Origin of the sequence: Chryseobacterium sp. Mn2064, assembly GCF_049319685.1 — a bacterium.
Lineage (GTDB): Bacteria > Bacteroidota > Bacteroidia > Flavobacteriales > Weeksellaceae > Chryseobacterium.
This window is the reverse complement of the sequence record NZ_JBMOUE010000001.1, coordinates 913064-939407: the sequence shown is the minus strand read 5'-3', so window position 1 is coordinate 939407 and position 26344 is coordinate 913064. Positions and strand designations below refer to the sequence as shown.

Genomic DNA, 26344 nt, shown 5'->3' with positions numbered 1-26344 from the left:
TTTATGAAGACAAAATGGATTCCTTACCCTACCGTTTTAGAAGGAAAAAATGTTGACCTTATTCCTTTGGAAAGAGATCATTTTGAAGAATTATATGAAGCTGCGGCCGATAAAGATCTTTGGACGTTAATTCCTACAGACTGCTCAGAAAAGCCTCTTTTTTATCAGAATTATGAATTGGCATTATCAGAAAGAGAAGCGGGAAATCAATATCCTTTTGTCATAAAGCATAAAAAAACGGGAAAACTGATAGGCTCTACCAGATTTTTTGAAATATACCCTTCAGACAAAAAATTAGAAATCGGCTGGACATGGATTACCAAAGAATACTGGGGAACAGCCATTAATTTAGAATGTAAGTTATTGCTGCTCACCTATTGTTTTGAAGTTTTACAGACCAACAGAGTTCAGCTTAAAACCAAAGATACCAATTTCAGATCAAGAAAGGCCATCGAAAAGATTGGAGGGGTATTGGAAGGAGTTTTAAGAAAAGACCGCATTCAGAATGACGGAACAACAAGAAATGCAGCTTATTACAGTATTTTAGATGAAGAATGGGAAACTTCAAAAAGTATGATTCTCAAGCAAATCGAAGAAAAACAACTCCCTTTCCACAGATAATAAAAATACCCGGCGCAAAAGCCGGGTAAGTAACAAGACATGGTATGTTAATTAAATGATTGTCTGTAGCTCAAAGGAGTTTCATCTGTCTTTTTCTTAAATAGTTTGTTGAATGACTGCGGATGTTCAAATCCCAGCGCATACGCTACCTCCGATACTGAAAAACTGGTTGTCGTAAGATATTCTTTAGCCTTTTCTATCAATTTTTCATGAATATGTTGCTGAGCATTTTGCCCGGTAAGATTCCTAAGCATATCACTCAGATAATGTGGAGAAAGATTCAGCTCCGAGGCAAGAAAATCTACCGTAGGAAGTCCTTTATTTAACGTCTCCTGATTATTGAAATAGTTCTCAAGGATCATATCCATCTTGGTCAGCAAATCGCTGTTCACCGCTTTTCGGGTAATAAACTGCCTTTTATAAAAACGATTACTGTAATTGAGCAACACTTCAATATAAGACACAATAACATCCTGACTGACTTCATCAATGGAGGTATTCAGCTCATTGGTTATACTGTCCAGAAGTCCCGTAATGATGCTCTTTTCCTGGTCAGATAGATGCAGGGCTTCATTCGTATCATAAGAAAAGAACCCAAAATTTTTAATATTCTTTGCCAAAGGATAACTTCTTATAAAATCGGGATGAACCAACAGAGTATATCCGCTGTATTCAGCATTCTCCTCAGTGGAAAGAACCTGCCCCGGAGATGTAAACATCATTCCGCCTTCATTAAAATCATAATAGCCCTGACCGTAGCCCATTTTCCCTACAGTGGAATATTTGTAGGAAATTTTATAAAAATTCAAAATAAAACTCCGTCTCAGCATATCCTTATTCACCGCCATTTTTGTATTATCAACAAGGCTTACCAAAGGATGTAGCGGTTTAGGAAGTTTCAGCATATCATGAAGTTCTGATATGGATGAAATTTTCAAAGGACTATTTTCTTTCTTTTCCATACTATAAATTTAAACTATTTTGACAGAAAAAGGCAGCATAATGTTGCAATGCTTTATACTACCTTTTATGATCATCTACAATTTGAGAGAAAATGTGATTAGATGAATTGTTTTCCAAACTGTTCTCTAAAGGCTTCATCTCCCAATTCAAGACGCTGTGCATATATAGCCTTAGCATCCTCTCCTGCCAAATATCTCAACTTCTTTTTACCGTCTGTAGCAGCTTCATATACTACCTCAGCAATCTGCTCCGGAGAAGAAGCGGCTTCCATCATCCCATCCATTTTTGAAAACAGAGAATCTGTCATTTCCGTATACGCCGGGCTTGTTGCAGAATCCAGAGAACGGCTAACAAAATCTGTCTTAATTCCGCCTGGAGAAACCGTTTTGATATCTACTCCAAACTTATTCAATTCAAAAGCAAGACTTTCACTCCAGCCCTCCAATGCCCATTTTGTAGCATGGTATGTAGATCCTAAAGGAAATGCAATCAGACCGCCAATAGAAGTGGTTGAAATAAACATTCCTGCTTTTCTCTCTCTAAAATAAGGAATAAACGCCTGAGTAACACGAATAACACCCAATAGGTTGGTATCTAACTGTTTTACAATCTGCTCATCCGCAAGAGCTTCCAAAGGACCTATAAGCCCATATCCTGCATTGTTGTAAACCACATCTATATCACCCAGCTCAAGAGCTTGTTTTACGGTGGATTTGATCTGTTCTGGGTTTGTAACATCTAATGGAAGCACTGTTACATTCTCTAAAGCGGCAAGATCAGCTGCTGCTTCAGGGTTTCTCATCGTAGCAATTACTTTCCATCCTTTGTTTTGGAATAACTGGGCAGCTGCTTTTCCTAATCCTGTAGAAGCACCTGTTATAAAAATTGTTTTCATTTTTTTCTTTGTTAAAAATTACATGACAAAGGTCTGTATTCGAAAAAAAGCCCACGTTGCCAAAACGGATTTTCCTGTAGCCAAAATGGATGGATCATCTCAAACGCATTCATTTGTTTTTTGTAAGTTTGTCTTCATCAATTTTTATGGCCGAATATATTCTTGAAAACATCAATATCAGTACACTTTCCGTATATGATCTCTTAAAACATACTACTGAAAGTGCCTTTACCAGTATCAGAGATTTTCATGAAATAGATCCTGTACACCTCGAAAATAATACAGGAATATTCACTAAGAAACCTTCACTTCAGGAATTCCCTGTTGTCACAATAAGTAAGATTGGACGCTCACTGCTCTGCTCTTGTACCTGTAACGCCCCTGAAGGTCAACTTTGTGCACATCAGGCAGAAATTATTCATGCCATTCTGGAAAAAAAGAACTTTCTTGTCTTCTTTGATGATGATCTCCGCAGGAAAACCATTATTCCGAAAGCCAAAATATATGGCATGGAGCATGAATCTAATCTGGATTTGTATTTCCAGGTTAAATACATTGAAGGAAAAATTGAAATCATTCCTAAGATCAAGGAAATGATTCCTATGGACGAACAGATGTTTCAAAGAGATCTTCTTCCTCAGCATCCATCCAAACTGGAAGAACTTTCATTATTGGAAACAGGCAAAAAACAGATTTTGGTCATGGGTAAACACCGCTATTACAATCATCTGGTATTCTCTCTGATGGAAGCGGAAATAACCCAAACTGGCAAGATTAAAAACCCTGTCACCCCAGTAGATGCCATGCAATTGATATGGAAAGCTGAAAAGCCTCAGGAAATAAAATTTTTTACTGCAATTATGACCTTCCAAAATAACTATAACGAAGATTATAATCCTGCGGAACTTGAAGCTTTGAAACTTATTGTACAGAATCCTCTTGCATTGGAAGTGTACTATCACGACCGTGAAATTGCTGAAACGGTGTCTTCAAAGTCTCTTACTCCTACTCAACTTAACACTTTAGATGCAGATATACAACTATCTGTATTTAAGAAAGATCCTTTTTATGAAATAACAGGAGAATTACAATTGAATGACGTTTCTGTCCCTTTCAAAAATATTGTTCTCAGAAATGAGTATTTTGTATATAACCAAAACATTTTCAGCTTTGTAAATCATCCTGACATGCTTAAAGTCATCAGGTTTTTTAAAGCCAATAATGAGATTTTGCTTGTTCATTCTTCAAAATATGAAGATTTCATGCGCAATATTCTTCACACACTTGAAGAACGTATCAATATCAATTACAGCCATATACAGCCTGCAACAAAAGCACAGCTTAAAGATAAAAACTATCAGATAGAAAAAGTAGTTTATCTCCGTCAGCAGGAAAATTATATCGGAATTACCCCGGTCATGAAATATGGAGATGTTGAAGTTCCGGTTTATTCAAGAAAGCAGATTTTTGATACGGACCAAAATGGCAATCCATTCAAAATAGAAAGAAATGATGCAGCAGAAGCCCGTTTCACTTCGCTGATTATGCAACAGCATCCTGATTTTGAGGAACAGATGGACGGATATCAGTATTTTTATCTCCACCGAGATAAGTTTCTGGATAACAACTGGTTTCTTGAAGCATTTGATAACTGGCGCAGTGAAGGCGTTACGATTTTAGGGTTCAATGAATTAAAAAACAACAAACTCAGCCCTCACCGGGCAAAGATCAACATACAGATTACCAGCGGACTGGATTGGTTCAATGCTCAGTTAAAGGTAGGTTTCGGGCAAAAAGAGGCTACATTAAAACAACTCCACAGAACGATTCGCAATAAAAGTAAATTCGTTCAATTGGATGATGGCAGCTTAGGAATTCTTCCAGAGGAATGGATGGAAAAAATAGCGGCTTATTTTCAGGCTGGAGAGATTGATGAGGAACTTTTAAAAATTCCAAAAATCAATTTCACGGAAATATCTTCTCTTTTCGAAAAAGAAGTTTTGAGTAAAGAAGTTCAGAATGAAATCAGCACCTATTTCTCAAAATTCTCAAAGATCAAAAAGATACCCGCTGTTGCTGTTCCGGCGGGTTTAAAGGCAGAATTAAGAGATTATCAGCATGAGGGACTCAACTGGCTGAGCTTTCTTGATGGATTCAATTTCGGAGGTTGTCTGGCCGATGATATGGGGTTGGGAAAAACCATTCAAATCATTGCTTTTATCTTGTCTCAGAAGGAAAAACGAGGACATTCTACTCATCTCGTTGTAGTTCCGACTTCGCTTCTTTTCAACTGGCAGGAAGAGATCAGCAGATTTGCCCCTTCCGTCAAAGTGTTGTTGCACTATGGAGCAGACAGACCCAAGACCACCACTCATATGTCTGATTATGATGTAGTTTTAACGACGTATGGAATGTTGCTTTCCGACATTCGCTTTCTGAAAACCTTTACCTTCGGCTATATTTTCCTAGATGAATCCCAAACAATCAAAAATCCAAATTCGGAACGGTATAAAGCGGCCCGTCTGCTTCACTCCAGAAACAGAATTGTACTGACAGGAACCCCTGTGGAAAATAGTACTTTTGACCTCTACAGCCAACTTTCTTTTGCCTGCCCAGGACTATTGGGAAGTAAACAGTATTTTAAAGATATTTACGCGATTCCGATTGACAAGTTTGAATACAGCAAACGCGCTTTGGAGCTTCAACAAAAAATAAAGCCTTTTATTCTCCGCAGAACCAAGAAACAGGTTGCGACAGAACTTCCAGAGAAAACAGAAACGGTGATCTACTGCGAAATGAATGCTGAACAGCGCCGGATCTATGATGCTTACGAAAAAGAACTTCGCGAGTATATTGCAGCTAATGACGATGATGAGTTGAACAAGAACAGTATTCACATTCTTACAGGGCTTACAAGGCTTCGTCAGATCTGTAATTCGCCTGTTCTCATTAAGGAAGGATACTCCGGGGAACATTCTGTGAAAATAGACATCTTAACAGAGCAGATCCTCGGAAAGTCTAAAGATCACAAAATCCTGGTATTCTCTCAATTTGTCGGAATGCTGGATCTGATTAAAGCCGAATTGGAAAAACATGGTATTGCTTTTGAATATCTGACAGGACAAACCAAAGACCGTGGTGAAAAGGTGGCTAATTTTCAGAACAATCAAGACATCAGGGTATTTCTGATCAGTTTAAAAGCAGGAGGTGTAGGGCTGAATCTTACCCAGGCTGATTATATCTATCTCGTAGATCCATGGTGGAATCCTGCGATTGAAAATCAGGCTATAGACCGCAGTTATCGTATAGGACAAACCAAAAATGTAATTGCAGTCCGCATGATATGTTCCAATACAGTGGAAGAAAAAATTCTTACGCTACAAAAGAAAAAGAGGCAACTGGCTCAGAATCTGCTTAAAAGTGACGGAACAAAGTTTCAGGGATTGTCAAAACAGGATCTGATGGACTTATTAGAGTCTGATTCATAAGTATTATTTCTAAAAATATTTGCCACGAATGTCTTTCCATGTGTAAAAGATATTCGTGGCAATTGTTTATTTTACTGGTAATTAATTTTCCTGTCCAGATCAATAGGATTGTTGTATTTTTTGATGTTTTCTCTCAATCTTTCATTGATTTCCCTTCTGTTGGCTGGGTTTACTTTAGTTCCGTCATTCAGAAAGAACTGATCTGCCTGGTTTCCATTTCTTAAAAAATTGATGGGAGAATCGTAATAGGCCAGTTTTGTCGTTTTATATTTATCCCAAGTGGTAGAAACTCCGTTTTGCTTGGCCATATCAATAAACATATTTTTCACAGGTTTATCGAGCTTGGTGGATTTTACCAATTCAAATTTATAATTGTTCTTATCATCATACAGTTCTACAATAAGCCCCGGAAGCCCATGAAACTTATACGGTCCTTCCTGAAAAGGAATCTCTTTGGCAAACCACGCAGTCCATTCTCTTCCGCCAAAATGAGTCGTTGCTTTTTGTAAGACAAGATCTTTAACTTTTTTGTTTTCGTTTGTTAGTTTCCACTTTTGGGAATCTTTGGTCTGAAGCTTTAAAATGGTATTTTCCAAGAGATCGTATTCATCATAAAGTTCTTCTCCGATTTTGTGCGAAACGATGGAAGAGGTATTGAGTTTAGTATCTTTAGGAAATTGAATATTCCTGGAAATCAACGAATCAGCAATAAAGAAATCTCTTTGGTAATAATCGGTTTTATCTGGGTGAATGTCAAGATGGAAGTTTTCTTTTGTCAAAAATTCTGATCCTTCCTCTTTTTTATACATCACATCGTAAATAAACCGATGAGTTTGAGCCTTTGCCCAGAGCCCTGCAGCCAAAACTGCAAGAAAAATTGTTTTTTTCATGGTATTAGGTTTATCATCGTTATAGTGAAAATTCTTTCAATTATGAATCTACATTCGTGTCTCCATTTAAAAAGTAAACTCTAATTAAAAAAATCATTCACTACATACGATCATCATTAAAAATTTGCTGTAAAAGTACTTGCTATTTCTGAACTTCTCAAAACCCGAACATGATAAAGTTTTACTAATTTTTTGAACTAAATGTTAATACTTATTTTTAAAATTTAACAATTAAGCATTTTAGATTTACTTTAGTTAAAATCCTCTTAAATAAAGCTTTTCAGAAAGTATCAAAAAAACAAAACCGGCAGGATAGAACCTGCCGATAAAAAACAAAAATTGATATGGATATGATTAGATATGTGTTTTACTTTTTGATCACTTTTTCGGTGATTACTTTTTTATCTTTTGTTATAATTTTGATCATGTAAGTTCCCGGAACCAGTTTTTCCATATTAACGGTGACGGAATTTCCTTCCAGAACTCTTTGTCCTGATACAGCGTACACTTCATACTTCTCTACACCTTCTTTTACTCTGATCGTTGCCGAACCAGAAACTGGGTTAGGATAAATTTGTGCTTTAGCTGATGAATCTTTAGAAACTTCCAGTGTTGAAAGGCTTTCCAGCTGTACATTGATGGTATAATCTTCTACCTGGCCTATAAACCACCCTTGAGGGCATGGAAGGTTTTGTAGCGTGCCCATCCACGAGTTCGATTCATAGGCTTTTACCAGCCTGAAACGGGTTTGTCCAAGCAAGGCATTCATAGGAATGGTAATATTGCCCAAAACGACCCCGGATTGATGACCCGCGACCGGATCGGAGTTATCAAGATATCCTAAGTTGAATACTTCATTACTATCGAATACGTTGTTATGATTAAAATCGATGTAAGCATACGCCGATACGGTTGTTTGCCCATGGGTTCCTCCGACTACTTTAATAGGGTAATCGTTTCCCCGGTTGACATTGAAGATAACGCTTGTAAAGTTTTCAAGAACGTCTGAATTTCCATCAATCACACTGTTATTAACGATTCCTGCAAATTCTACTTCACCAATCTCGCTTACGGTAAGACTCGTTATATCCTGAGTACCGCAATAAGGGGCTGGAAAATTGATCGTATTTCCTATAATATTAACGGTGTATTCTTCAGTTTGTCCTGCTCTTAAGCTTGAATCACAGGCTGAATTGATAGAATTGGGGGCATTGGGATTTGAATAGGCTGCAACATTCGTGTTTTTAAGAACTCTCATTCTTGTGCTTCCGTTTACAGCATTCCCCGGAATCAAAATGGAACCGCTGACTGTTTGAGCATTGGCAGGATTGGCCGCTCCTATTCTTCCTAAATAGAAACTTTCTCCGGCATCATCAAAGTTCCCATTTTGGTTGAAATCGATAAAAACCACTACATCACTTGGAAAGGTACTTGACGGACCTTTTACGGATATCGGATATGTATTTCCTGGCTGCAAGTCTGTAGAGATTGTCGTAAAGTTCTCATAAATCTGTGCATTCCCGGAATTGGTTGATGATGAATTATTAATGCTCCCGAAGGTTACATTACTAATCATGTTGCTGTCGGCTCCGTACTGGAATGCAGGCATACAGTATTGTATCTGAGCATTCATCAGTGAGCAGAGCACTACAGCATAAAAGGTAGTTAGTTTCTTCATTTATATTCAAATTTCTTGAGATAAATTTATATTTATTTAGAATCAATAAAAATAAGAATGTAATGATATTTGTCAGTTTATTAATATTTACATCCAATTTAATCTATAAGTATCAACAAATCATGTGATTAATTTTCAATATAAAAATATTAAAAACTACCACCCTTATCTGATCTAAGAATGACAGTTTTTCGCTTTAGATTGTTTACCAGTAATACTTTGCTTTACGTTTAGCCTATGTTTTCGATAAGAATAGCTGAAGCGCCACCACCGCCATTACATATTGCGGCGATACCATATTTACCACCTTCCTGGCGTAAAACATTAACCAATGTAGCAATAATTCTGGCTCCTGAAGCACCAATAGGATGTCCCAATGCCACTGCTCCACCGTATACATTCACTTTGTCCAAATGATAACCCAAAATCTGCTGATTGGATAAAATCACAGAGGAATAGGCTTCATTGATTTCAAAATAATCAATATCTGAGATGCTTAAACCTGTTTCTTTCAATATTTTATTAATCGCTACAGAAGGTGATGTGGTAAACCATTCCGGGGACTGTGCTGCGTCTGCATAGGCAACAATTCTGGCAAGCGGGTTCAGATTATACTCTTGAACGGCTTCTGAAGAACCGAGAACAATAGCAGCGGCTCCATCATTAAGATTGCTTGAGTTAGCGGCAGTTAGGAAACCGTCATTTTCAAAAGCTGGTTTTAAAAGGGCGATTTTTCCGGGGATCAGTTTATCTATATCTTCATCTTTATCTACAAGAATTGTACTTTTTTTACCTTCAATGGATATATTCACCAACTCATTGTGAAATTTATTGTTGGCAGTAGCCTCTTGAGCTCTCTGATAAGAAAGTAAAGCATATTCATCAAGCTGCGGTCTTGTAAGTCCATACTTTTTTACTCCCAGCTCTGCGGCACTTCCCATGTGGAAGTCATTATAGACATCCCATAAGCCATCTTTAATCAATCCGTCTGTGAGGCTCATATCTCCCAATTTTTTTCCCTGTCTCAGGTAAGTGTAATGAGGAACATTGCTCATGCTTTCCATACCACCGGTCATGACGATATTTTCCAGCCCCAGCTGAATTTGCTGAGCACCAATCATCGCAGCTTTCATTCCTGAAGCACAAACTTTATTAATGGTAGTCGCATCTTTTTCTACAGGAATATTAGAAAAAATAGCAGCTTGTCTGGCAGGTGACTGCCCCACTCCTGCACTCAGTACATTTCCCATATACACACTGTCTATATTTTCCGGGGCCAGTTGGATACTTTCATAGGCGTTCTGTATCACAATAGCTCCTAACTGAGGTGCTGTAAAACCCGAGAGACTTCCCATGAATCCTCCAACAGGGGTGCGTTTAGCGGCAATTATAAATACATCTTTCATAATTTCATTGAATTTTATTAAATACTATGGTATATTTTCGATTAAAATGTTTTTAAATATCATATTAACAAATATAAACAAAATATACCGATTGGTATTATTTATGATAAAAAATAGGTCTTACTCTTCCTTGTAAGACCTTTTATGATTATTCTCTGCTTAGCTGATCGAGCTTTTTCAGTAAAGTCGGTATTCTGAAAGCACCGTGCATCTGTTCAATTTTTGATTGTATTTCGTCTACATCTGCGCCTTTTACTGTTAAAAAAAGAGGAGTCTTACTTTCTCCCCGAAGTACACTTCTCCTTTGAGAATCCTCAGAGTTAAAACCATTTTTAGCAATCCCAACAACAGTATACAGTTCCTTCAAAGCTTCGTAAAGATGTCCTCCAAGGCCCATTTTTCCTTCATTGTCAAGGGTTACATAACCATCAACGATAATAATATCACCTGGTTTTAAAGTTATTTTGCTCAAAAGACTCAAAATACATGGCAGTTCTCTTTTGTAGAACGCTCCACTTTCGTATTCAGAATTAACATCGGTTTCTTCTACAAAAACTTCGGTCTCTTTCTCAGATGTCCAATTTTCAAATGCCAGACATACTGTATTGGCATACTCTTCATAATAATAGGTATCAAACGCGTAAATCATACTTCTTTTCTAAAAAAATTCTCCAAAATGCCATAAAATTCCTGACGGATCATGTACAAAACATTCTTTTCCCCAATCCATCGTCCTTACAGGAGTCAGCTTTACGTTTTCATATTTTTCGGTAAGGTCTAAAGCAAGAAGGTTTTGCCAAAATTGATCTGTATTGTCCACTTCAATAAAAATCATGGTATTATCTACCCAGTCTCTGGCATAATAGTCCTGAAGATAAAAAGCGATATCCTGTTTTTTAAACAGTGAAAGTTTTGGTTCTAAAGGAACTTCTTCGAAACCAAGATCTTTATAAAAGTTTCGGCTTATGTCAAAATTCTGTGCTCCTATAAAAGGACGAATGGATTTCAGTTTTGGTATCATAGTATTTTTATTTTCAAGTTTTTTTCAGTCAATGCAAGTTTACCATATTCTTTTGCCTGGGTTTTGTTTTTCTTCAAACCAGACTAGCGTCTGATAATTTCCCCTTATCAAAGTTTAAAACTTTGGAAAAGGGAATCTAATCCTGAACTTGAAAGTCTGCTTCCTTTAGACAAATCTCTATCCGTGAAATCTTTTCGATGTACGAATGATCTTCTTCATTTTATAGATCAGTAAAGATATTTAATTCTAACGAAAAAAACCTGTAAAATTACATTACAGGCTTTCAGAATTTCAGAGATCTGCTATTATTCTCCCAGAAAAATATTTTTAACTTCTTTATGGAAACCGTCCTGTCCTACTGCATTTCTTAATGCAAAAAGATCTTTGGCATCATTTCCTGCAATATATTTCAACTGCGCTTTATCATCAGTTGCTGCTTCGTACACAACTTCGGCAATCTGCTCTGCACTTGAATAAGATGCACGCCTTTCAGGATTACTAAAAACGGTATATATTTTGGAAAACATCTCGTCATAAGCTTCGTGTTTGGAAAGATCCAGACTTCTGCCTGCAAAATCTGTGGTAATACCGCCCGGAGCAACTGTTTTTACTGTAATACCGAAAGGTTCCAGCTCATATGCCAAACTTTCACTCCATCCTTCTACGGCAAATTTAGTAGCGTGATATACAGAATTCATCGGGAAAGTAACAGATCCTCCAATGGAAGTTGTAGAAATAAACATTCCTTGTCCTTTACTACGGAAATGTGGAATAAAAGCTTGTGTAACTCTCATCACTCCTAATAAATTGGTGTTGATATTTCTGAAAATCTGATCTTCATCAGCTCCTTCAAAAGGACCCGCCAAGCCATATCCTGCATTATTGAACACAACATCTACGTCAAATTTTGAAATAACTTCAGCAACAACTTGCTTTACCTGTTCACTGTTTGTAACATCAAGAGCCATCAAAGTCACATTAGGCAACTGATTCAGCTCTTCTTCGTTTTCAGGTTTACGCATGGTTGCAATTACTTTCCATCCTTTATCAGAAAAAAGTTTTACAGCTGCTTTTCCTAATCCGGTAGAGGTACCGGTCATAAAAATTGTTCTCATTTGTATAAATTTTATTGTTTAGAATGAATGTTCATTCCATGTTTGTGTTAAATTTTTTTATTCTTTTATCGCATCCCAAACCATTCTTAGCTGTTGCTCCAAATGTCCGTTATTTTGATCTTCATTTTTCATATTGAGTACCCAGCGCACATAATTGGTTAATGTGCCTCCCAGAAACTGTATGATAGCTTCCATACTTATTTCTTTAATGATCCCTTCTTTTTGACCTTTCAGAATCAATTCAGTTATAGGCAAAAATTCTATACGTCCTTCTTCTCTTGTTTTTTCAGTAATAACAGGAGAATTCTGCATTTGATCCATAAAAAAGAAAAATTCCGGATTCTGGGTGTTGAAGTTAATGAATGCTTTATAATAATTCAGAAAGGTAATTTTCAGAGAAGGTTCATTAGATTCCTGAATAACAAACTGTACTTCAACAGATTTTATATATAAATAAATAGCATTAATCAGCTCTTCTTTGGTAGAAAAATAATTATAAATAGTGCCCATTCCTGTACCAGCAACTTTCGCAATTGCAGACATGGGTGTAGACTGTACCCCTTTCTCTATAAGGAGTTTCATAGCCGCAATAATTATTATTTCTTTTTTATTCACTTTACAAAAATAAAAACATGGAATGATCATTCCATGTTTTTATAGTTAAATTATTCTTAAAATTTAATTATTTTCTGTCAACCACAATTCTTTCTGCTCTGTTTGCAATGTCCCAGGCTGTAGTGAAAATTAACTGAGTTCTCTTTTCTAATAAATTATAATCTATTTTATCAGGATCATCGGTTGGTTTGTGATAATCTTCATGTATTCCATCAAAGAAAAATGCAACGGGAATATTATGTTTCGCAAAGTTATAATGATCTGAACGGTAATACAATTGTTCAGGATCATTCAGATCGTCATATTTATAGTTCAGTTCCAGATTATTGGTTCTTTTGTTGGCGGCTTCGTTGATTACTTTTAGCTCAGAGCTTAGCATTTCAGATCCAATTACATATACATATTGTTTTCCTCTGTTCTCAGGATCATCACGACCAATCATATCGATATTAAGGTCAACTACTGTATTGGCTAATGGGAAAACTGGATTTTGAGAGTAATATTCCGAACCAAAAAGACCATGCTCTTCTCCTGTTACGTGTAAAAACAGCACAGATCTTTTAGGACCTTTACCTGCTTTTTTAGCTTCCTGAAAAGCTTTGGCAATTTCCATAACCGCTACTGTTCCGCTTCCATCATCATCGGCACCATTGTATACGACTCCATTTTTTACCCCAACATGGTCATAGTGAGCAGAAACGACAATGATTTCTTCCGGTTTTTCGCTTCCTTCAATGAAAGCCAGGATATTTTCAGAATCCGGAAGGTTGCCTCCACCTCTTTTCTTCATGAAATCTGCAGGAACTTTCTGATAGTAAGAACCTAATACTTTAGGTGCAGAAATTCCCAGGTTTTTATAATAATTGATGATATACTCTCCCGCTTTCTTCTGGCCCTTGCTTCCTGTGTCTCTTCCTTCCATATCGTCAGCTGCAATCACGTACAGATTCTTTTTTAGGTCTTCTGCTTTAATCATTTTATAAGCGTTAGAAAAAGCCTTGTCGTGTTTTGTAGAAATAGGATGCGATGATGCAGCATCAGGTATTTTGGCCGTTCCACAGCTTACAAGTACAGCTATAGAAAATAGTGGAATAAGTAGTTTTCTCATAAAGAATAAATTTCTTAAAAGTAACAATTTTTATTGAATCTCAGCAATAGTACCATAAGATCTTCTTTTTTCAAAAAAACAGAAACAACATTATAACCTTGGCAAAAATAAAAGCAATGTGATATCAATTTTTTATTACATTTGGGAAAATTACAAAATAGATGAAAGAAATTCAAGGGTTTACTCATTATTCCTTTTTCACCGAAATGTCTGAGCTTGCTGTAAGAAACAACAGCTTTGATCTTTCGCTGGGACTTCCCGATTTCGATATTGATGAAAGACTGAAATCCTTTTTAAAAGAATCTGCAGAACTTGCTCCCCACAATTATGAGCCCCTTTCCGGAAATCCGTTGCTGATTGAAAACATTGTTACTTTCAATGCAAAAAGAAAAAATATGATCTCCGTTACAACCCATGAGGTAACGGTTGTTCCCTGCGCAACTTTTGCTTTATATACAGCCTTGAAATCTATTCTCAATCAAGGTGATGAAGTGATCATTATTCAACCTTCTTATTATACCTACGGACCTTCTGTTGTGATGAACGGCGGGATTCCAGTTTATTATGATCTTAGCCCTGATTTTAGTATAGATTGGAACATATTTAAGGAGTGTATTTCGGAAAAAACAAAAGCTGTGATTGTCAATTCTCCGCAGAATCCAACAGGCACAATATGGAAAAAGGAAGATTGGGCCCAATTGTATGAATTGATCAAAAACAGAGAAATTTATTTGATTTCTGAGGAAATCTATGACACATATTGCTATGATGACGCTGAGCATTACAGTTCATTTATTCATCCTGAGCTAAGAAATCGTACGTTCTGTATTTTTTCTTTTGGGAAAATGTTTCATACTTCCGGATGGAAAGTAAGCTATCTGCTGGCTTCTGAAGAACTAACGGCTTTGTTCCATTGCCATCAACAGTATATTTCCTACAGTGCAAATGCTCCTGCACAATATGCTCTGGCAAAGTATCTTGAAGTATTTGATCCAAATACCAATAAAATAATCATGCAGAAGAAAAGGGACATCTTCAATGAGCTTATCAGAGAAACTCCTTTATTGGTTGAACAACAGGCGGAAGGGAGTGTTTTTCAGATCGTTAATTTCAGGAATGTTTCCAAAACGATGACAGATATTGAGTTTTCAAAATGGCTGACGGTGGAGAAAAAGGTCTCCTGCCTTCCTCTTTCTGCATTTTACAATTCGAGGGAGAATTCGGATTATATAAGATTTAGCTTTGCTAAAAAGGATGAAGTGATTGTGGAGGCTTTAGAGCATTTGAGAAAAAACCTTTGATGCTTAGAGTTTTAAGCACAGATTATTGGGGAGATTTTATGTTGGTGAATATGTTTTTAATGATTACTGATAATGTTATGATAATCCTTTTTGAATATTCTTCTTTGATGTATATAATAAATAAAAAAGCACCGTAACTTGCGGTGCTTTCTTATATTTTATTAAATGATTTTAAATAGCCAGGACTCTTACATCTATTCTTCTGTTTTTGGCTTTGCATTCGTCGGTGTCGTTAGCTTCACAAACGGGATGCTGTGATCCATATCCTTCAGCTTCTACTCGGTCTGCAGGAACCCCTAATTCCAACAGTTTAAGTTTTGCTGTTTGTGCTCTCAGGTTAGAAAGTTTCTGATTACTGTCTTCATTTCCACTGTTATCTGTATAACCTCCCAATTTTATTTTAAGAGTCGGATAAGCATTCAGCATTTCCGCAAGATTGTTGAGCTGTAGCTCGTATCCTGCTTTCAAATCACTTGATCCGGTTTCAAAGTAAAGATTTTCAACGGTGTACCATTTATTTGGATCCAGCACAGATTTATCTTTATTATTAACAGCATTATACAATTGATAAAGCTGACTTTCATCTCCTATCGCTATGGTTTTTCCATTATTCAATTTTATTTTCTGAAGGTTTCCTGTTTCGTATACAAAGTCTCCATTTTCATTGAGATGTCCTTTCACTTCTACAGGAACAGAAGATATTTTGGTATCCGATTGAATACTACCTACATTCCCTGAAGCGGCCATCAGACTCTCTAATTTAGCTTTTCTATTGGCTTCAATTTTATCCTTGTGCAACACTGCTAATGTAGGCGCAATTACTAAAGAAACGATAGACATCAGTTTAATAAGAATATTCATGGAAGGACCGGAAGTATCTTTGAACGGATCTCCAACAGTGTCTCCCGTTACAGATGCTTTATGTGGTTCTGAACCTTTATAGTAAGTCTGACCGTTGATATCCACGCCTTTTTCGAAGGATTTTTTAGCATTATCCCAAGCTCCTCCTGCGTTATTCTGGAACATTCCCATCAACACACCACTTACTGTAGCTCCTGCAAGAAAACCTCCCAACACCTCCGGACCAAATATAAATCCGACCAATAAGGGAGAAATAATAGCAATAGCTCCCGGAAGCATCATTTTTCGGATGGAAGCATCTGTGGAAATAGCCACACATTTTTCATATTCAGGTTGTGCTTTTCCTTCTAAAATTCCAGGGATTTCACGAAACTGTCTTCTTACTTCTTCTACCATTGCCATAGCAGCCTGTCCTACAGCTGTAATGGCTAATGAAGAGAAAATAAAAGGAATCATTCCTCCTACGAATAAGCCGGCCAGAACATCTGCCCGGTAAATATCAATACCATCAATTCCTGCTATACCTACAAATGCTGCAAATAAAGCCAATGCCGTTAGTGCTGCTGAAGCAATCGCAAATCCTTTTCCGGTAGCAGCGGTAGTATTTCCTACAGCATCTAAGATGTCTGTTTTCTCACGTACTTCTTTCGGAAGTTCGCTCATTTCTGCAATACCTCCGGCATTATCAGCAATAGGTCCAAAAGCGTCAATTGCTAATTGCATTGCTGTAGTAGCCATCATTCCTGCTGCTGCAATGGCCACCCCATAGAGACCTGCGCATAAATAAGAACCATAAATACCTCCTGCCAGAACAATAATAGGTAGTAAGGTGGATTCCATCCCAACAGAAAGTCCGCCAATAATATTGGTGGCATGTCCTGTGGAAGATTGTCTTACAATACTGGAAACAGGTCTTTTTCCCATCGCGGTATAATATTCTGTAATGATGCTCATTAAAGTTCCTACCACCAATCCTACCATAATGGCTCCAAAGACTCCCATTTTGGTAAATTCATGACCTCGTAGAACCATTTTCTCAGGAAGAAGGTAGGTTACAAGGAAGTAAGACGCAATTGCTGTGATGATAATACTTCCCCAGTTTCCAAGGTTCAGTGCATTTTGTACGCTGGATGTTGATGAGCCTTCGTTATCGTTTACTTTTACAAATAAAGTTCCGACCATTGAAAAAATAATTCCGGTTCCGGCGATCAGCATGGGTAAAAGAATGGGCGCAAATCCTCCGAAAGAATCATTGGAAATGGTTTCTCTTCCCAGTACCATTGTTGCCAATACCGTTGCTACGTACGAACCAAAAAGGTCTGCTCCCATTCCTGCAACATCACCTACATTATCTCCTACGTTGTCAGCAATAGTAGCGGGATTTCTCGGGTCGTCCTCAGGAATTCCCGCTTCTACCTTTCCCACAAGATCGGCTCCCACGTCTGCTGCTTTTGTATAAATTCCGCCTCCTACTCTTGCAAAAAGCGCTATGGATTCTGCACCAAGAGAAAAGCCTGTAAGAATCTCAATGGTTCTTTCCATTTCATGAGAATCTACATGAGCATCGGGAGCAAAAATCTGTTTAATGATAATAAAAAGGGCTCCCAATCCTAAAACAGCCAATCCGGCAACTCCCATTCCCATTACGGAACCTCCTGTAAAAGAAACCTTAAGAGCTCTTGATAGAGAGGTTTTTGCTGCTTCGGCAGTTCTTACATTTGCTTTGGTTGCTATTTTCATTCCAATAAAACCTGCTGATGCAGAGAATATAGCTCCAGCCACAAAGGCAAGTCCTATGCTCCAGTGTGAATTGGCATTTGTAGATCCCATCACTGCCAGTAAAATGGCTACCACTACTACAAAGTAGGTTAATATCTTGTATTCGGCCTTTAAGAAAGCCATTGCCCCATCAGCAATATGTCCGCTGATGGTTTTCATTTTTTCATTTCCTGCATTCTGCCTACTCACCCAGTTGCTTTGAATATATGTATAGATTAAAGCCACCACACCAAAAACAGGAATTAAATAGAACAAATCCATAGTTTATTATTTTTATATTAAAAAAATGTAATTAGTCTTATAAATATAATCAATTTACCAACACTTTATAAAATTCATCTATAATAATATATTATTTTGTAAATTAGTTTATCACAATTGCTAGAATTAATTATGAAAAAAATATTTCACATCCTTTTCCTGGCAGCGGCTATAAGCAGTTGCCAAAACAGAATTCCTAGAGAGAATGCGGAAACCATTTACTTTGGCGGAACAATTCTGACTATGGAAAATTCACCTCCACAGGTTGAGGCTGTTGCTGTAAAAAACGGAAAAATTCTTTTTGCAGGAACAAAATCAGAGGCTGATCATTATGCCAATCCAACGACAAAAATGGTTAATCTGAATGGTAAAACTCTCCTGCCCGGCTTTATAGATGTTCATGGTCATCTTACATCAAGAGCAGGCACTATGGATGCAGTAGACCTATCTCCCGATCCTTATGGAACGGTCAATTCCATTAAAGATTTACAAAACAGAATTAAAAATTATATTACAGAAAACAAAGTTACAGCGCAACAGCCCATTATCGGCAACGGATATGATGATGCTATTATGACAGAGCACTGCCATCCTACCCGAGCGGAACTAGATGCCATAAGTAAGACCAATCCTATTATCGTTATCCATGCTTCAGGTCATGCTAGCGTAGCCAATAGTGCCATGTTAAAGCTTTTAGGAATCACCGAATCCTCAAAAGATCCTGAAGGTGGTCATCTCGGCAGGGATAAAAAAACAGGAAAGTTAAACGGAAAGTTAGAAGAAAATGCAAGCTTTACTGCACTTCTAACCCTTACGAACAAAATAAGCACAGGCCAAAACACAGAATCTCATGCAATGCAAAATCTGATGAAAGCACAAGAAGAATGGTTGAGCTATGGCCAGACTACGATTTGCGACGGAAGAACTATGGGAGAAAGTATTGCGCTTTTACAAAATGCAGCCAATCAAAATCTTTTTAAAGCTGATGTAGTGTATTTCCCGGATTATGAATATTCTAAAAACGATTTCAATAGCCTAAAATCCAAATACATGAAGTATGGAAATCATTTAAAACTTGCCGGTTTCAAATTTTCCGATGACGGCTCTCCACAGGGTAAAACAGCATGGCTTACCCAACCCTATTTAGTTCCACCGGAAGGACAATCTAAAGATTATACAGGATTTCCCATCTTTACAGATGAAACCCTGTATACTGATTTGAAAACGTTATTTCAAAATCATATTACCGCTCAGCTTCACGTGAATGGGGATGCAGCGATAGACCAAGCTCTGAGAGTGATTAAAAGGTTAAAGGATGAAGGCATTTATAAACCGGAGTTACGGGCCACATTAATTCATGTACAAAACAGCCGTCCTGATCATATTCAGAAAATAAAAGAACTAGGAGTTATTCCTTCTTATTTTCCTACCCATACTTATTTGTGGGGTGACTGGCATTATTCAAGTGTTTTTGGTCCTGAACGGGCATCTTTTATAAGTCCTACCCACTCAGCGTTAAAAGCAGGAATTCCTTTCACCATTCATCATGACTCTCCGGTGACTCCTCCTGATCTGATTACGGCTGTATATGCAGCAGTGAACAGAAAGACAAGATCAGGAATGATTTTAGGACCTGATGAAAGAATTACTCCGCTTGAAGCATTAAAAGCCATCACAATAAATGGCGCTTATCAAGTGCAGGAAGAAGGCCGAAAGGGTTCCATCAAAGCTGGTAAACTGGCAGATCTTGTTATTCTTGATCAAAATCCGTTAACAATTGCTCCTGAAAACATCAGAAGTATAAAAGTACTGGAAACTATAAAGGAAGGAAATACAGTATATAAAAGAAATTAAATCCCTATTTGAGATCAGAATAACAAAAAGGCAGATGAAAATTCATCTGCCTTTTTTATATCTGTGGAAAGTAAATATTACCCTCCGAATTTTTCTGCGTAGTCAGCCTGAGAAGCTTTGATTACTTTCTTAGCATGTTCTGCTCCGTATACTTCCTGGATTCTGCATTTTGCAGGCTCATCCGGTAAGTTTTTGTATGTTAAGAAGTAGTGCATCAATCTCTTAACTTCTGCTTCAGGTAATTCAGAAATATCTCTGAAGTGTCCGAATGCATGGTCGTTGATCATTACTGCTACAATTTTATCATCAGCTTCACCTCCGTCAATCATTTTGAAACCACCAATTGGAATAGCTTCCATCAATAAACCTCCTGCATGAATGTTGTGAGAACTTAAAACACAAATATCAAGTGGATCATGATCTCCCATCGTCACATCAGTAGCTCCTGCTTCAATCGCCAACTTCATCACTTCATTGTGGCAGTATGTTCTTGGAACAAAACCATATAAAGCTGGAATGATATTAGAGAATTTCTGTGGCCTGTCTACCTTTAAATATCCTGTTTCTTTATCTACTTCATATTTAATAGTATCTGCAGGAACAATTTCTACAAATACGTTTACAACATTTGGCGCATCTTCTCCTGCAGAAATACCGTGCCATGGATGTGCTTTAAAATTTGGAATCATTATTTATCTGTTATTTTTTAAGTTATAATTAAAATTTCTTTTCTTAAATCTTCTATTGTTGCGGCAATATAATCGTTATCTTCCATATAATTCATGATAAAAATAGTCTTGAACTCTTCCAGTTCAGCATTTCCTTTCAATCCGTCATATGTTTTATGAAGCAAATTTATAATCGCATTCTTAGAATCTACAATATTTTTCCATGAATTTTTCGTAATGTACAACTGTTGTGAAGAATTGTACTCAAACTCATCGTTGATGGTTTTTTCGGTAAGAAAAATGAATTCATGAACAGCAAGCCCTTTATCAAATTTCTGAACCAGGTTGGAAGGTTTTATTCTATCCAGAAACAAGGTCATCCTTTCATAAGAATGTGCTTTGTTTTCAGAATTAGATTTTATGCTAAGCAACTTGATTTCCTGATTTTTAAGGGTAATGTATGAATGTACAAATTGTCTGAGCAAAACCAGAAAAGGAATCGCAATGACTGCAGCAAATGCATAGGGTAAATATCCTGAAAAACTCATCATAATTTTAGACTGCAAAATTACTAATTATTTTCCGTCTTCTAAAGAGTTTTTAAAGATATCCACTTTAGAATTCTGAATATAGATCATAGAAAGTATAATTAATAGGTAAAAGCCCAGCATCATGCGGTTAACCAAAGACGGAAAAACTAAAAATCTTAAGAATACCGTCCCATAAATAATGGCAAAAAATAAAACCTGAATCTGATTTTTTCTGCTTTTTAATGAAAAATTATTAGCCAGAATGATGACCAAAAAAAGTAACATAATGGGAAAATAAGAAGAATTGAACTCCAGCATAATATTACTTTTAATAAACTGTACATAATCTGCGAAAACGAATGGGTCCGGATTTGATACAGGATAAATCTGAACTTTGGTAAACTGATTCATGAATAAAGTAGACCATGAAACCTGATTAAAGTACTGGATCAAAAAGAAAGAAAGGAAAAGATAAACATATGATAGCCGTAAAGATCGGGTGTCAACCTGCAAACTCTTTCGGTAAATATATATAAAAACATACAAAAACGAGTAAAAAATAAAGTACTCTGGCCTGGTGAGAATACATAGCATGGCAAAAATACCAGCCACAAAGAAATTCTTTCTTACTGTGAAAATATAAAAGCTTAAAAGCAGTAATAAACAGGATAAAGAGTCCGCGGAAGCATGCCTGCTGGATTCTAAAAGCGGCTTGAATAATGAAAATAAAACCGTAATAATGAAAGCCAGCGTATAATTTTTCAGAATCTTTATCAAGAAAGAAAAAATCAGAATGAGAATCAGTGCGTAAGAGATAATCGAGATTAAGAATGTAGATGTGGAAGCACTAAAACCAAGCTTAAAGAATGACCAGTTGACAAAGTTATACAATGGTTTCACGACAAAAAGCTGCAGTTCTTCTTCATATGCTTTTGGATTTTCCGACATGGTTTTATAGTAGGTACTTTCGCCTTCTGCCACCTCTTCCACCATAGCATCTACAGGGTCCAGACCTGCAAAGTGCGGGTTTTTCTCTTTCAGTTCGTCATATACCTTCTTGTGGATTTCTTCAATTTTCATATGGGGATATTCTGTTTTATAGATCAATCCCATATAAGCTTCCATATCCGTATTGTAATACTGATGGGTATAGAGATAGTATGACATGATGCATACATAGATTGAAAATATAAAAACAAAAATATTTTCCCTTTTTTTCATACGTTCATTATAAGACCACAAAAGTAAAAAACTATCTTTCTAAAAATGCATTCTTTATTGAATCTGTTTAATTTTTTGTAATAAATTATATACAAACCTAACTTATACTCACCAAGAATGCACGAATCTTCCTTATTCGTGCATTCATAGTTCTTAAAAAACAGAAAAAATTAGTCTATTTTAAAGCTAAAGTTCAAATAAAGCAGGTCTTTGTGTTACTTCATGATAGCAAACACTGTTTTCATCAAAGAAATGATATACCAAACTTTTTCTGGTTTTATTTTTATCGGTGTGCGGCTCTCCTCCATGCAGAATATTGGCGTGCCATATTAACAAATCTCCTTTTTTTGCCCTAAAAATTTCTTTTTTCAGGCCTAATTCCTTGACCTTTTCTTCAAGAAATTCTTCATAAGCTTTATAGCTTTTTTTTCCAATTTTTAAGCTGGTTCCTTCATTATCATAGTCTGAATTCAGGAAATAAGGCAACTTATGGCTTCCGGGAATATAATGAAGGGCTCCATTGGTTTCATCCACATCTTCCAGGGCTATCCAAACTCCCAAAAGACCTCCCAGCGGATAAGTCGTCATATGAATACTGTCTGAGTGGGTTTTCTGCTGACTTCCATTAATAAAATTGATACTTTGAAACAATTTAGATTTCCCGTCCAGTAAAACAGATAAAAATTCTAGCAGCTCTTTATCATTTCCAATATTTCTAATGATTTCGGAATGATGAATGGCAAACATCAGCTTTCCTCCGTAACGGAATTTGAGAGTTCCGTCCTGCATTAGTTTTTCGATTTCTGCATTGATTTTGTCTGCGCTTTCAGGACTTAGAAAATTTCTCAGAATCATATACCCATTATCATCATATTGACGGGCACTTTCTTTGTTTTCTTCCGACAGGGTTTTAAAAAAAGGAGTGGCTTCCAATTGTGGATAATCTATTGATCTTTCTTTGGCTGGAAGGTGAGAAAAATCTTTACTGGAAATACTGGAAAAATAACTCTTATTAATTCCGTACTTTTTATACAGTGGAATATTGTGCTTTAACTTATTCTTTTTAAACAAGTTATAAAGCATATATGATAATTTATAATTACGAATCTGTTGTAACATAAGTTGTTTCAATAAGTATTTTATAAAGTTACGGAATATTGCTTAATTAGAACCAATCTAAACAACTCTTTTCGCTATAAAAAAGACTTTCTGTTGACGGCAAGATATCCAAGTTTCTTAAAAAGTTCTTTTTTTGAATTTTCAATAATTCCATAGGGTCTTAATTCTGGACGAAATCCTCTGAAAAATTCTTCAATGTTGGGAAGTTCTCCGCCTTCAAAATCAAATATATGGGTATCTATGGTTTCTTTAATCCTTTGATCAATCAATACAGAGGCTCCTGATAGTTTCACATAATCTTTATCATTAAAGTTTCCCAAAAGAGCGACCATTCCATAATCTGAATACGTTGCAATAACGTTTGCTATGGTATTCTGATAGTAAAAAGCGGTAAATGTAAGATATTTTAATTGATGAAATATTTCGAAAATCCTCATAAAATCAGACAAATCACTGTCTTTACTGGTTCCGATCGTGTTGGTTTCTATAAAGTTTTTGGCTTTATCATAAGAAATTTCTTTTATTTCTGATTCCTTAAGAACATCCTCACCGAGGCGTAGCTTTCTTTTTCTTTTGGGAGAATATTTCGCATATACCGTTTCATAAGATTCAGGATAAAGTAAAAAATTTTTCTTAAAACGAATCTTTGTGTGAAATTTATTAAAATCATTAAAAGTATAGATCCTGATCATATAATTCTTTTCCAGATATTCTAAAAAAGTTTCATTAAGATCCGCGCTATCTTTCTCTGAAAAAATACCCAGCTGCTGACAAAGTTTTGGGTTATGCACAATTTTCATTCCATATTTTCTCACATAAGGAACAGGCATAACGGCTTCGTAGTCTCTGTAAACCAGAAGTTCCCATTGTTTTTCTGAAGTAACATCCAGAAAGTGCCGGGCAGCACTGTATTTTCTTTGTTCAGAATTTTCTAAACACTGAGTGTATTTTACAAAATCAATTTCATCGTATTTTAATCTTCTAATCATAATAAACCTTCGTCCGAGAAAATAAAATATGTATTCTGTGTGATAATAATATGGTCTAAAAGCTGGATACTTAACGTATTTCCAGCTTCTTTTATTTTCTGCGTCACTGAAATATCTTCTCTACTTGGCTTTAAACTGCCTGAGGGATGATTATGAGCAATGATAATACCGGTTGAGAAATGATCTAAAGCTGTTTTAAATAAAACCCTCACATCTACAATAGACTGGCTTATCCCCCCCTGCGTCAACTGTGAAATATGGATCACCTTGTTGCTGCTGTTCAGGAAAATAGCCCAAAATTCTTCGGTTCTTAAATCTGAAAGATGATTTTTCAACAGCACATAAGCATCATTACTGTTACCTATGATCGATTTTTCCGGAATCTCCTGTACGGCTCTTCTTCTTCCTATCTCCAAAGCGGACATGATAGAAATTGCTTTTGCTTCACCAATTCCTTTAAATTTCATAAGGTCTTTCAGAGTAAGCAAACTTAGCTGATGCCAATTATTATTAACAGATGAAAGAATCTTTCTTGAAAGCTCTATAACGCTGTCTTCTTTATTCCCACTACTTATAATGATGGCCAGCAATTCAGAATCTGAAAGTGAGCTTTTGCCTTTTAGCAGAAACTTTTCTCTGGGCCGGTCATCTTCAGCAAGAAATTTTATAGACATGGAAATAGTGTAATAAATGTTGATTTAATAGAAAGCGTATAATACAATTGGTTTTTTCGACTTATCAATATACTTCGCAGACTCTTTAAATGCATTGGCCGAAAGCATCGGGCATCCTAAACTTAAGCATGCCGGGTCATTCGACTCATTATCTGGAATACATCCGTAAGAATGAAGAACAATCGCTCTTTGCATAGCATTATCGTTGGTAGCATCTAAGCCTTTTAAACGGTAAGCTTTCCCAAATTTACCAACATAGCTTTCTCCAATGGAATATTTTCCTAAAGAAGATTGATAAGAACCATCAACATTACTGAACTGTAAAGCATCTGACCTTGGAACCACTGATCCTGAACCATGGGAAACCACTGCTTTTTGAACAATCTTATCTTTTGTAAGATCATAAACAAAATAGCGGTATTTCCCGGAAGGGATTTTAAAATTAATGAAAATAGCAAGCTCCTGATTATACCCTTTTCCCTTGAGGTAATTCTTGATTTCTGAAATTCTTGCTTGGGGAATACCCAAAGTATTCAACTGCTGAGAATCAGCTTTTGAACAGGAAATCATCGTTAAAAAAAGGAAAACTAAGTATTTCATCATTTGGAGTTGTGTTTTTTATTCGATAATCATACCGTCTTTCATAACAAGCTTTCGATCTGTAATTTCAGCGAGATTTGGATTGTGTGTTACAATGACAAATGTCTGATTATATTTGTCTCTCAAGTCAAAAAACAGTCTGTGAAGGTCATCTGCATTCTTAGAATCCAGGTTTCCTGTCGGCTCATCGGCAAAGATAATTTTGGGTGAATTGATTAAAGCTCTTGCAACCGCCACCCTTTGAGCCTCTCCACCTGAAAGCTGATTGGGTTTATGATTCAGCCTCTGCTCTATTTTTAAGTCTTCAAATAAAGCATATGCCTTTTCGATAGCTTCTCTTTCGTTCGCTCCGGCAATTCTGGTAGGCAGCAAAACATTTTCCAATGCTGTAAACTCAGGAAGGAGCTGATGAAACTGAAATACAAAACCAATATTCTGGTTTCTGAATTTAGACAGTTGCTTATCATTCATATTAATAAATGATTCTCCTGCTATAGCAATTTCAGTATCATATTTATTGAACTGTGACGGATGATCAAGAGTCCCCAGAATCTGAAGCAATGTAGATTTACCTGCCCCCGACTCTCCGACAATAGAAACAACTTCCCCAGTTTTAATATGAATATCAACGCCTTTCAGTACTTCTAAATTCCCATAAGATTTATGGATATTTCTTGCTTTAATCAT

23 protein-coding genes are annotated in these 26344 nt (G+C 36.4%); 4 read left to right on the top strand and 19 right to left on the bottom strand.

Going from position 1 to position 26344, the window contains the following annotated elements; translation table 11 throughout:
• The first annotated feature begins 3 nt into the window (after positions 1–3).
• On the top strand, positions 4–621 hold the full coding sequence (locus ACL9RH_RS04070; RefSeq protein WP_422692062.1) for a GNAT family N-acetyltransferase: 618 nt from the start codon (positions 4–6) through the stop codon (positions 619–621).
• Positions 622–668: 47 nt separating this feature from the next.
• On the opposite strand, the gene ACL9RH_RS04065 is transcribed toward ACL9RH_RS04070, so the two are convergent.
• On the bottom strand, positions 669–1583 hold the full coding sequence (locus ACL9RH_RS04065) for a helix-turn-helix domain-containing protein (RefSeq protein WP_422692061.1): 915 nt from the start codon (positions 1581–1583) through the stop codon (positions 669–671).
• A gap of 98 nt (positions 1584–1681) precedes the next feature.
• Complete coding sequence (locus tag ACL9RH_RS04060; RefSeq protein ID WP_422692060.1) at positions 1682–2479, bottom strand: SDR family oxidoreductase; 798 nt, start codon at positions 2477–2479, stop codon at positions 1682–1684.
• Positions 2480–2625: 146 nt separating this feature from the next.
• Between ACL9RH_RS04060 and ACL9RH_RS04055 the strand changes: the two genes are divergently transcribed.
• The gene (locus tag ACL9RH_RS04055) at positions 2626–5967 is read left to right on the top strand and encodes a DEAD/DEAH box helicase (protein WP_422692059.1); all 3342 of its coding nucleotides are present in this window, start codon (positions 2626–2628) and stop codon (positions 5965–5967) included.
• A 71-nt stretch (positions 5968–6038) separates the two neighbouring features.
• Here ACL9RH_RS04055 and ACL9RH_RS04050 read toward each other — a convergent pair whose 3' ends face one another.
• From ACL9RH_RS04050 to ACL9RH_RS04015, 8 genes are all read right to left on the bottom strand, one after another.
• A complete protein-coding gene (locus ACL9RH_RS04050; protein WP_422692058.1) occupies positions 6039–6857 on the bottom strand; it encodes a GLPGLI family protein in 819 nt (272 codons plus the stop codon).
• A gap of 367 nt (positions 6858–7224) precedes the next feature.
• Positions 7225–8535, bottom strand: coding sequence for a GEVED domain-containing protein (locus ACL9RH_RS04045; protein WP_422692057.1), 1311 nt, complete (start codon positions 8533–8535; stop codon positions 7225–7227).
• Positions 8536–8765: 230 nt separating this feature from the next.
• Positions 8766–9941, bottom strand: a complete 1176-nt coding sequence (locus ACL9RH_RS04040; protein ID WP_422692056.1) for an acetyl-CoA C-acyltransferase — start codon at positions 9939–9941, stop codon at positions 8766–8768.
• A 148-nt stretch (positions 9942–10089) separates the two neighbouring features.
• Entirely contained in the window at positions 10090–10590 is a 501-nt protein-coding gene (locus ACL9RH_RS04035) for an endonuclease V (protein ID WP_422692055.1), read from the bottom strand.
• 9 nt (positions 10591–10599) lie between these two features.
• Positions 10600–10962, bottom strand: a complete 363-nt coding sequence (locus ACL9RH_RS04030; RefSeq protein ID WP_422692054.1) for a glyoxalase — start codon at positions 10960–10962, stop codon at positions 10600–10602.
• A 305-nt stretch (positions 10963–11267) separates the two neighbouring features.
• The gene (locus tag ACL9RH_RS04025) at positions 11268–12077 is read right to left on the bottom strand and encodes an SDR family oxidoreductase (RefSeq protein ID WP_422692053.1); all 810 of its coding nucleotides are present in this window, start codon (positions 12075–12077) and stop codon (positions 11268–11270) included.
• Between the two features lie 57 nt (positions 12078–12134).
• Positions 12135–12722, bottom strand: a complete 588-nt coding sequence (locus tag ACL9RH_RS04020; protein WP_422692052.1) for a TetR/AcrR family transcriptional regulator — start codon at positions 12720–12722, stop codon at positions 12135–12137.
• Positions 12723–12759: 37 nt separating this feature from the next.
• A complete protein-coding gene (locus ACL9RH_RS04015) occupies positions 12760–13800 on the bottom strand; it encodes a M28 family metallopeptidase (RefSeq protein ID WP_422692051.1) in 1041 nt (346 codons plus the stop codon).
• Between the two features lie 161 nt (positions 13801–13961).
• Between ACL9RH_RS04015 and ACL9RH_RS04010 the strand changes: the two genes are divergently transcribed.
• Complete coding sequence (locus ACL9RH_RS04010; protein WP_422692050.1) at positions 13962–15101, top strand: aminotransferase class I/II-fold pyridoxal phosphate-dependent enzyme; 1140 nt, start codon at positions 13962–13964, stop codon at positions 15099–15101.
• A 171-nt stretch (positions 15102–15272) separates the two neighbouring features.
• Here the strand turns inward: ACL9RH_RS04010 and ACL9RH_RS04005 are convergent, their stop codons facing one another.
• Positions 15273–18002, bottom strand: a complete 2730-nt coding sequence (locus ACL9RH_RS04005) for a sodium-translocating pyrophosphatase (RefSeq protein ID WP_422692049.1) — start codon at positions 18000–18002, stop codon at positions 15273–15275.
• 132 nt (positions 18003–18134) lie between these two features.
• Between ACL9RH_RS04005 and ACL9RH_RS04000 the strand changes: the two genes are divergently transcribed.
• Positions 18135–19856 (top strand): amidohydrolase, encoded by a 1722-nt coding sequence (locus ACL9RH_RS04000; RefSeq protein ID WP_422692048.1) that lies wholly within the window; start codon positions 18135–18137, stop codon positions 19854–19856.
• Between the two features lie 77 nt (positions 19857–19933).
• On the opposite strand, the gene ACL9RH_RS03995 is transcribed toward ACL9RH_RS04000, so the two are convergent.
• From ACL9RH_RS03995 to ACL9RH_RS03960, 8 genes are all read right to left on the bottom strand, one after another.
• The gene (locus tag ACL9RH_RS03995) at positions 19934–20545 is read right to left on the bottom strand and encodes an inorganic pyrophosphatase (RefSeq protein ID WP_422692047.1); all 612 of its coding nucleotides are present in this window, start codon (positions 20543–20545) and stop codon (positions 19934–19936) included.
• Between the two features lie 17 nt (positions 20546–20562).
• Complete coding sequence (locus ACL9RH_RS03990; protein ID WP_422692046.1) at positions 20563–21075, bottom strand: hypothetical protein; 513 nt, start codon at positions 21073–21075, stop codon at positions 20563–20565.
• Between the two features lie 24 nt (positions 21076–21099).
• A complete protein-coding gene (locus tag ACL9RH_RS03985; protein WP_422692045.1) occupies positions 21100–22275 on the bottom strand; it encodes a hypothetical protein in 1176 nt (391 codons plus the stop codon).
• A 186-nt stretch (positions 22276–22461) separates the two neighbouring features.
• Positions 22462–23358 carry a phytanoyl-CoA dioxygenase family protein gene (locus ACL9RH_RS03980; protein WP_422692044.1) on the bottom strand — a complete coding sequence of 299 codons (897 nt, stop codon included), beginning with the start codon at positions 23356–23358 and terminating at the stop codon, positions 22462–22464.
• Between the two features lie 110 nt (positions 23359–23468).
• Positions 23469–24383, bottom strand: coding sequence for a hypothetical protein (locus tag ACL9RH_RS03975; protein WP_422692043.1), 915 nt, complete (start codon positions 24381–24383; stop codon positions 23469–23471).
• Entirely contained in the window at positions 24380–25057 is a 678-nt protein-coding gene (gene radC / locus ACL9RH_RS03970; protein ID WP_422692042.1) for a RadC family protein, read from the bottom strand. Before radC ends, ACL9RH_RS03975 begins: the two co-directional genes overlap by 4 nt.
• A 24-nt stretch (positions 25058–25081) precedes the next feature.
• Positions 25082–25660, bottom strand: coding sequence for a murein L,D-transpeptidase catalytic domain-containing protein (locus ACL9RH_RS03965; protein WP_422692041.1), 579 nt, complete (start codon positions 25658–25660; stop codon positions 25082–25084).
• Positions 25661–25675: 15 nt separating this feature from the next.
• Positions 25676–26344, bottom strand: coding sequence for an ABC transporter ATP-binding protein (locus ACL9RH_RS03960; RefSeq protein WP_422692040.1), 669 nt, complete (start codon positions 26342–26344; stop codon positions 25676–25678).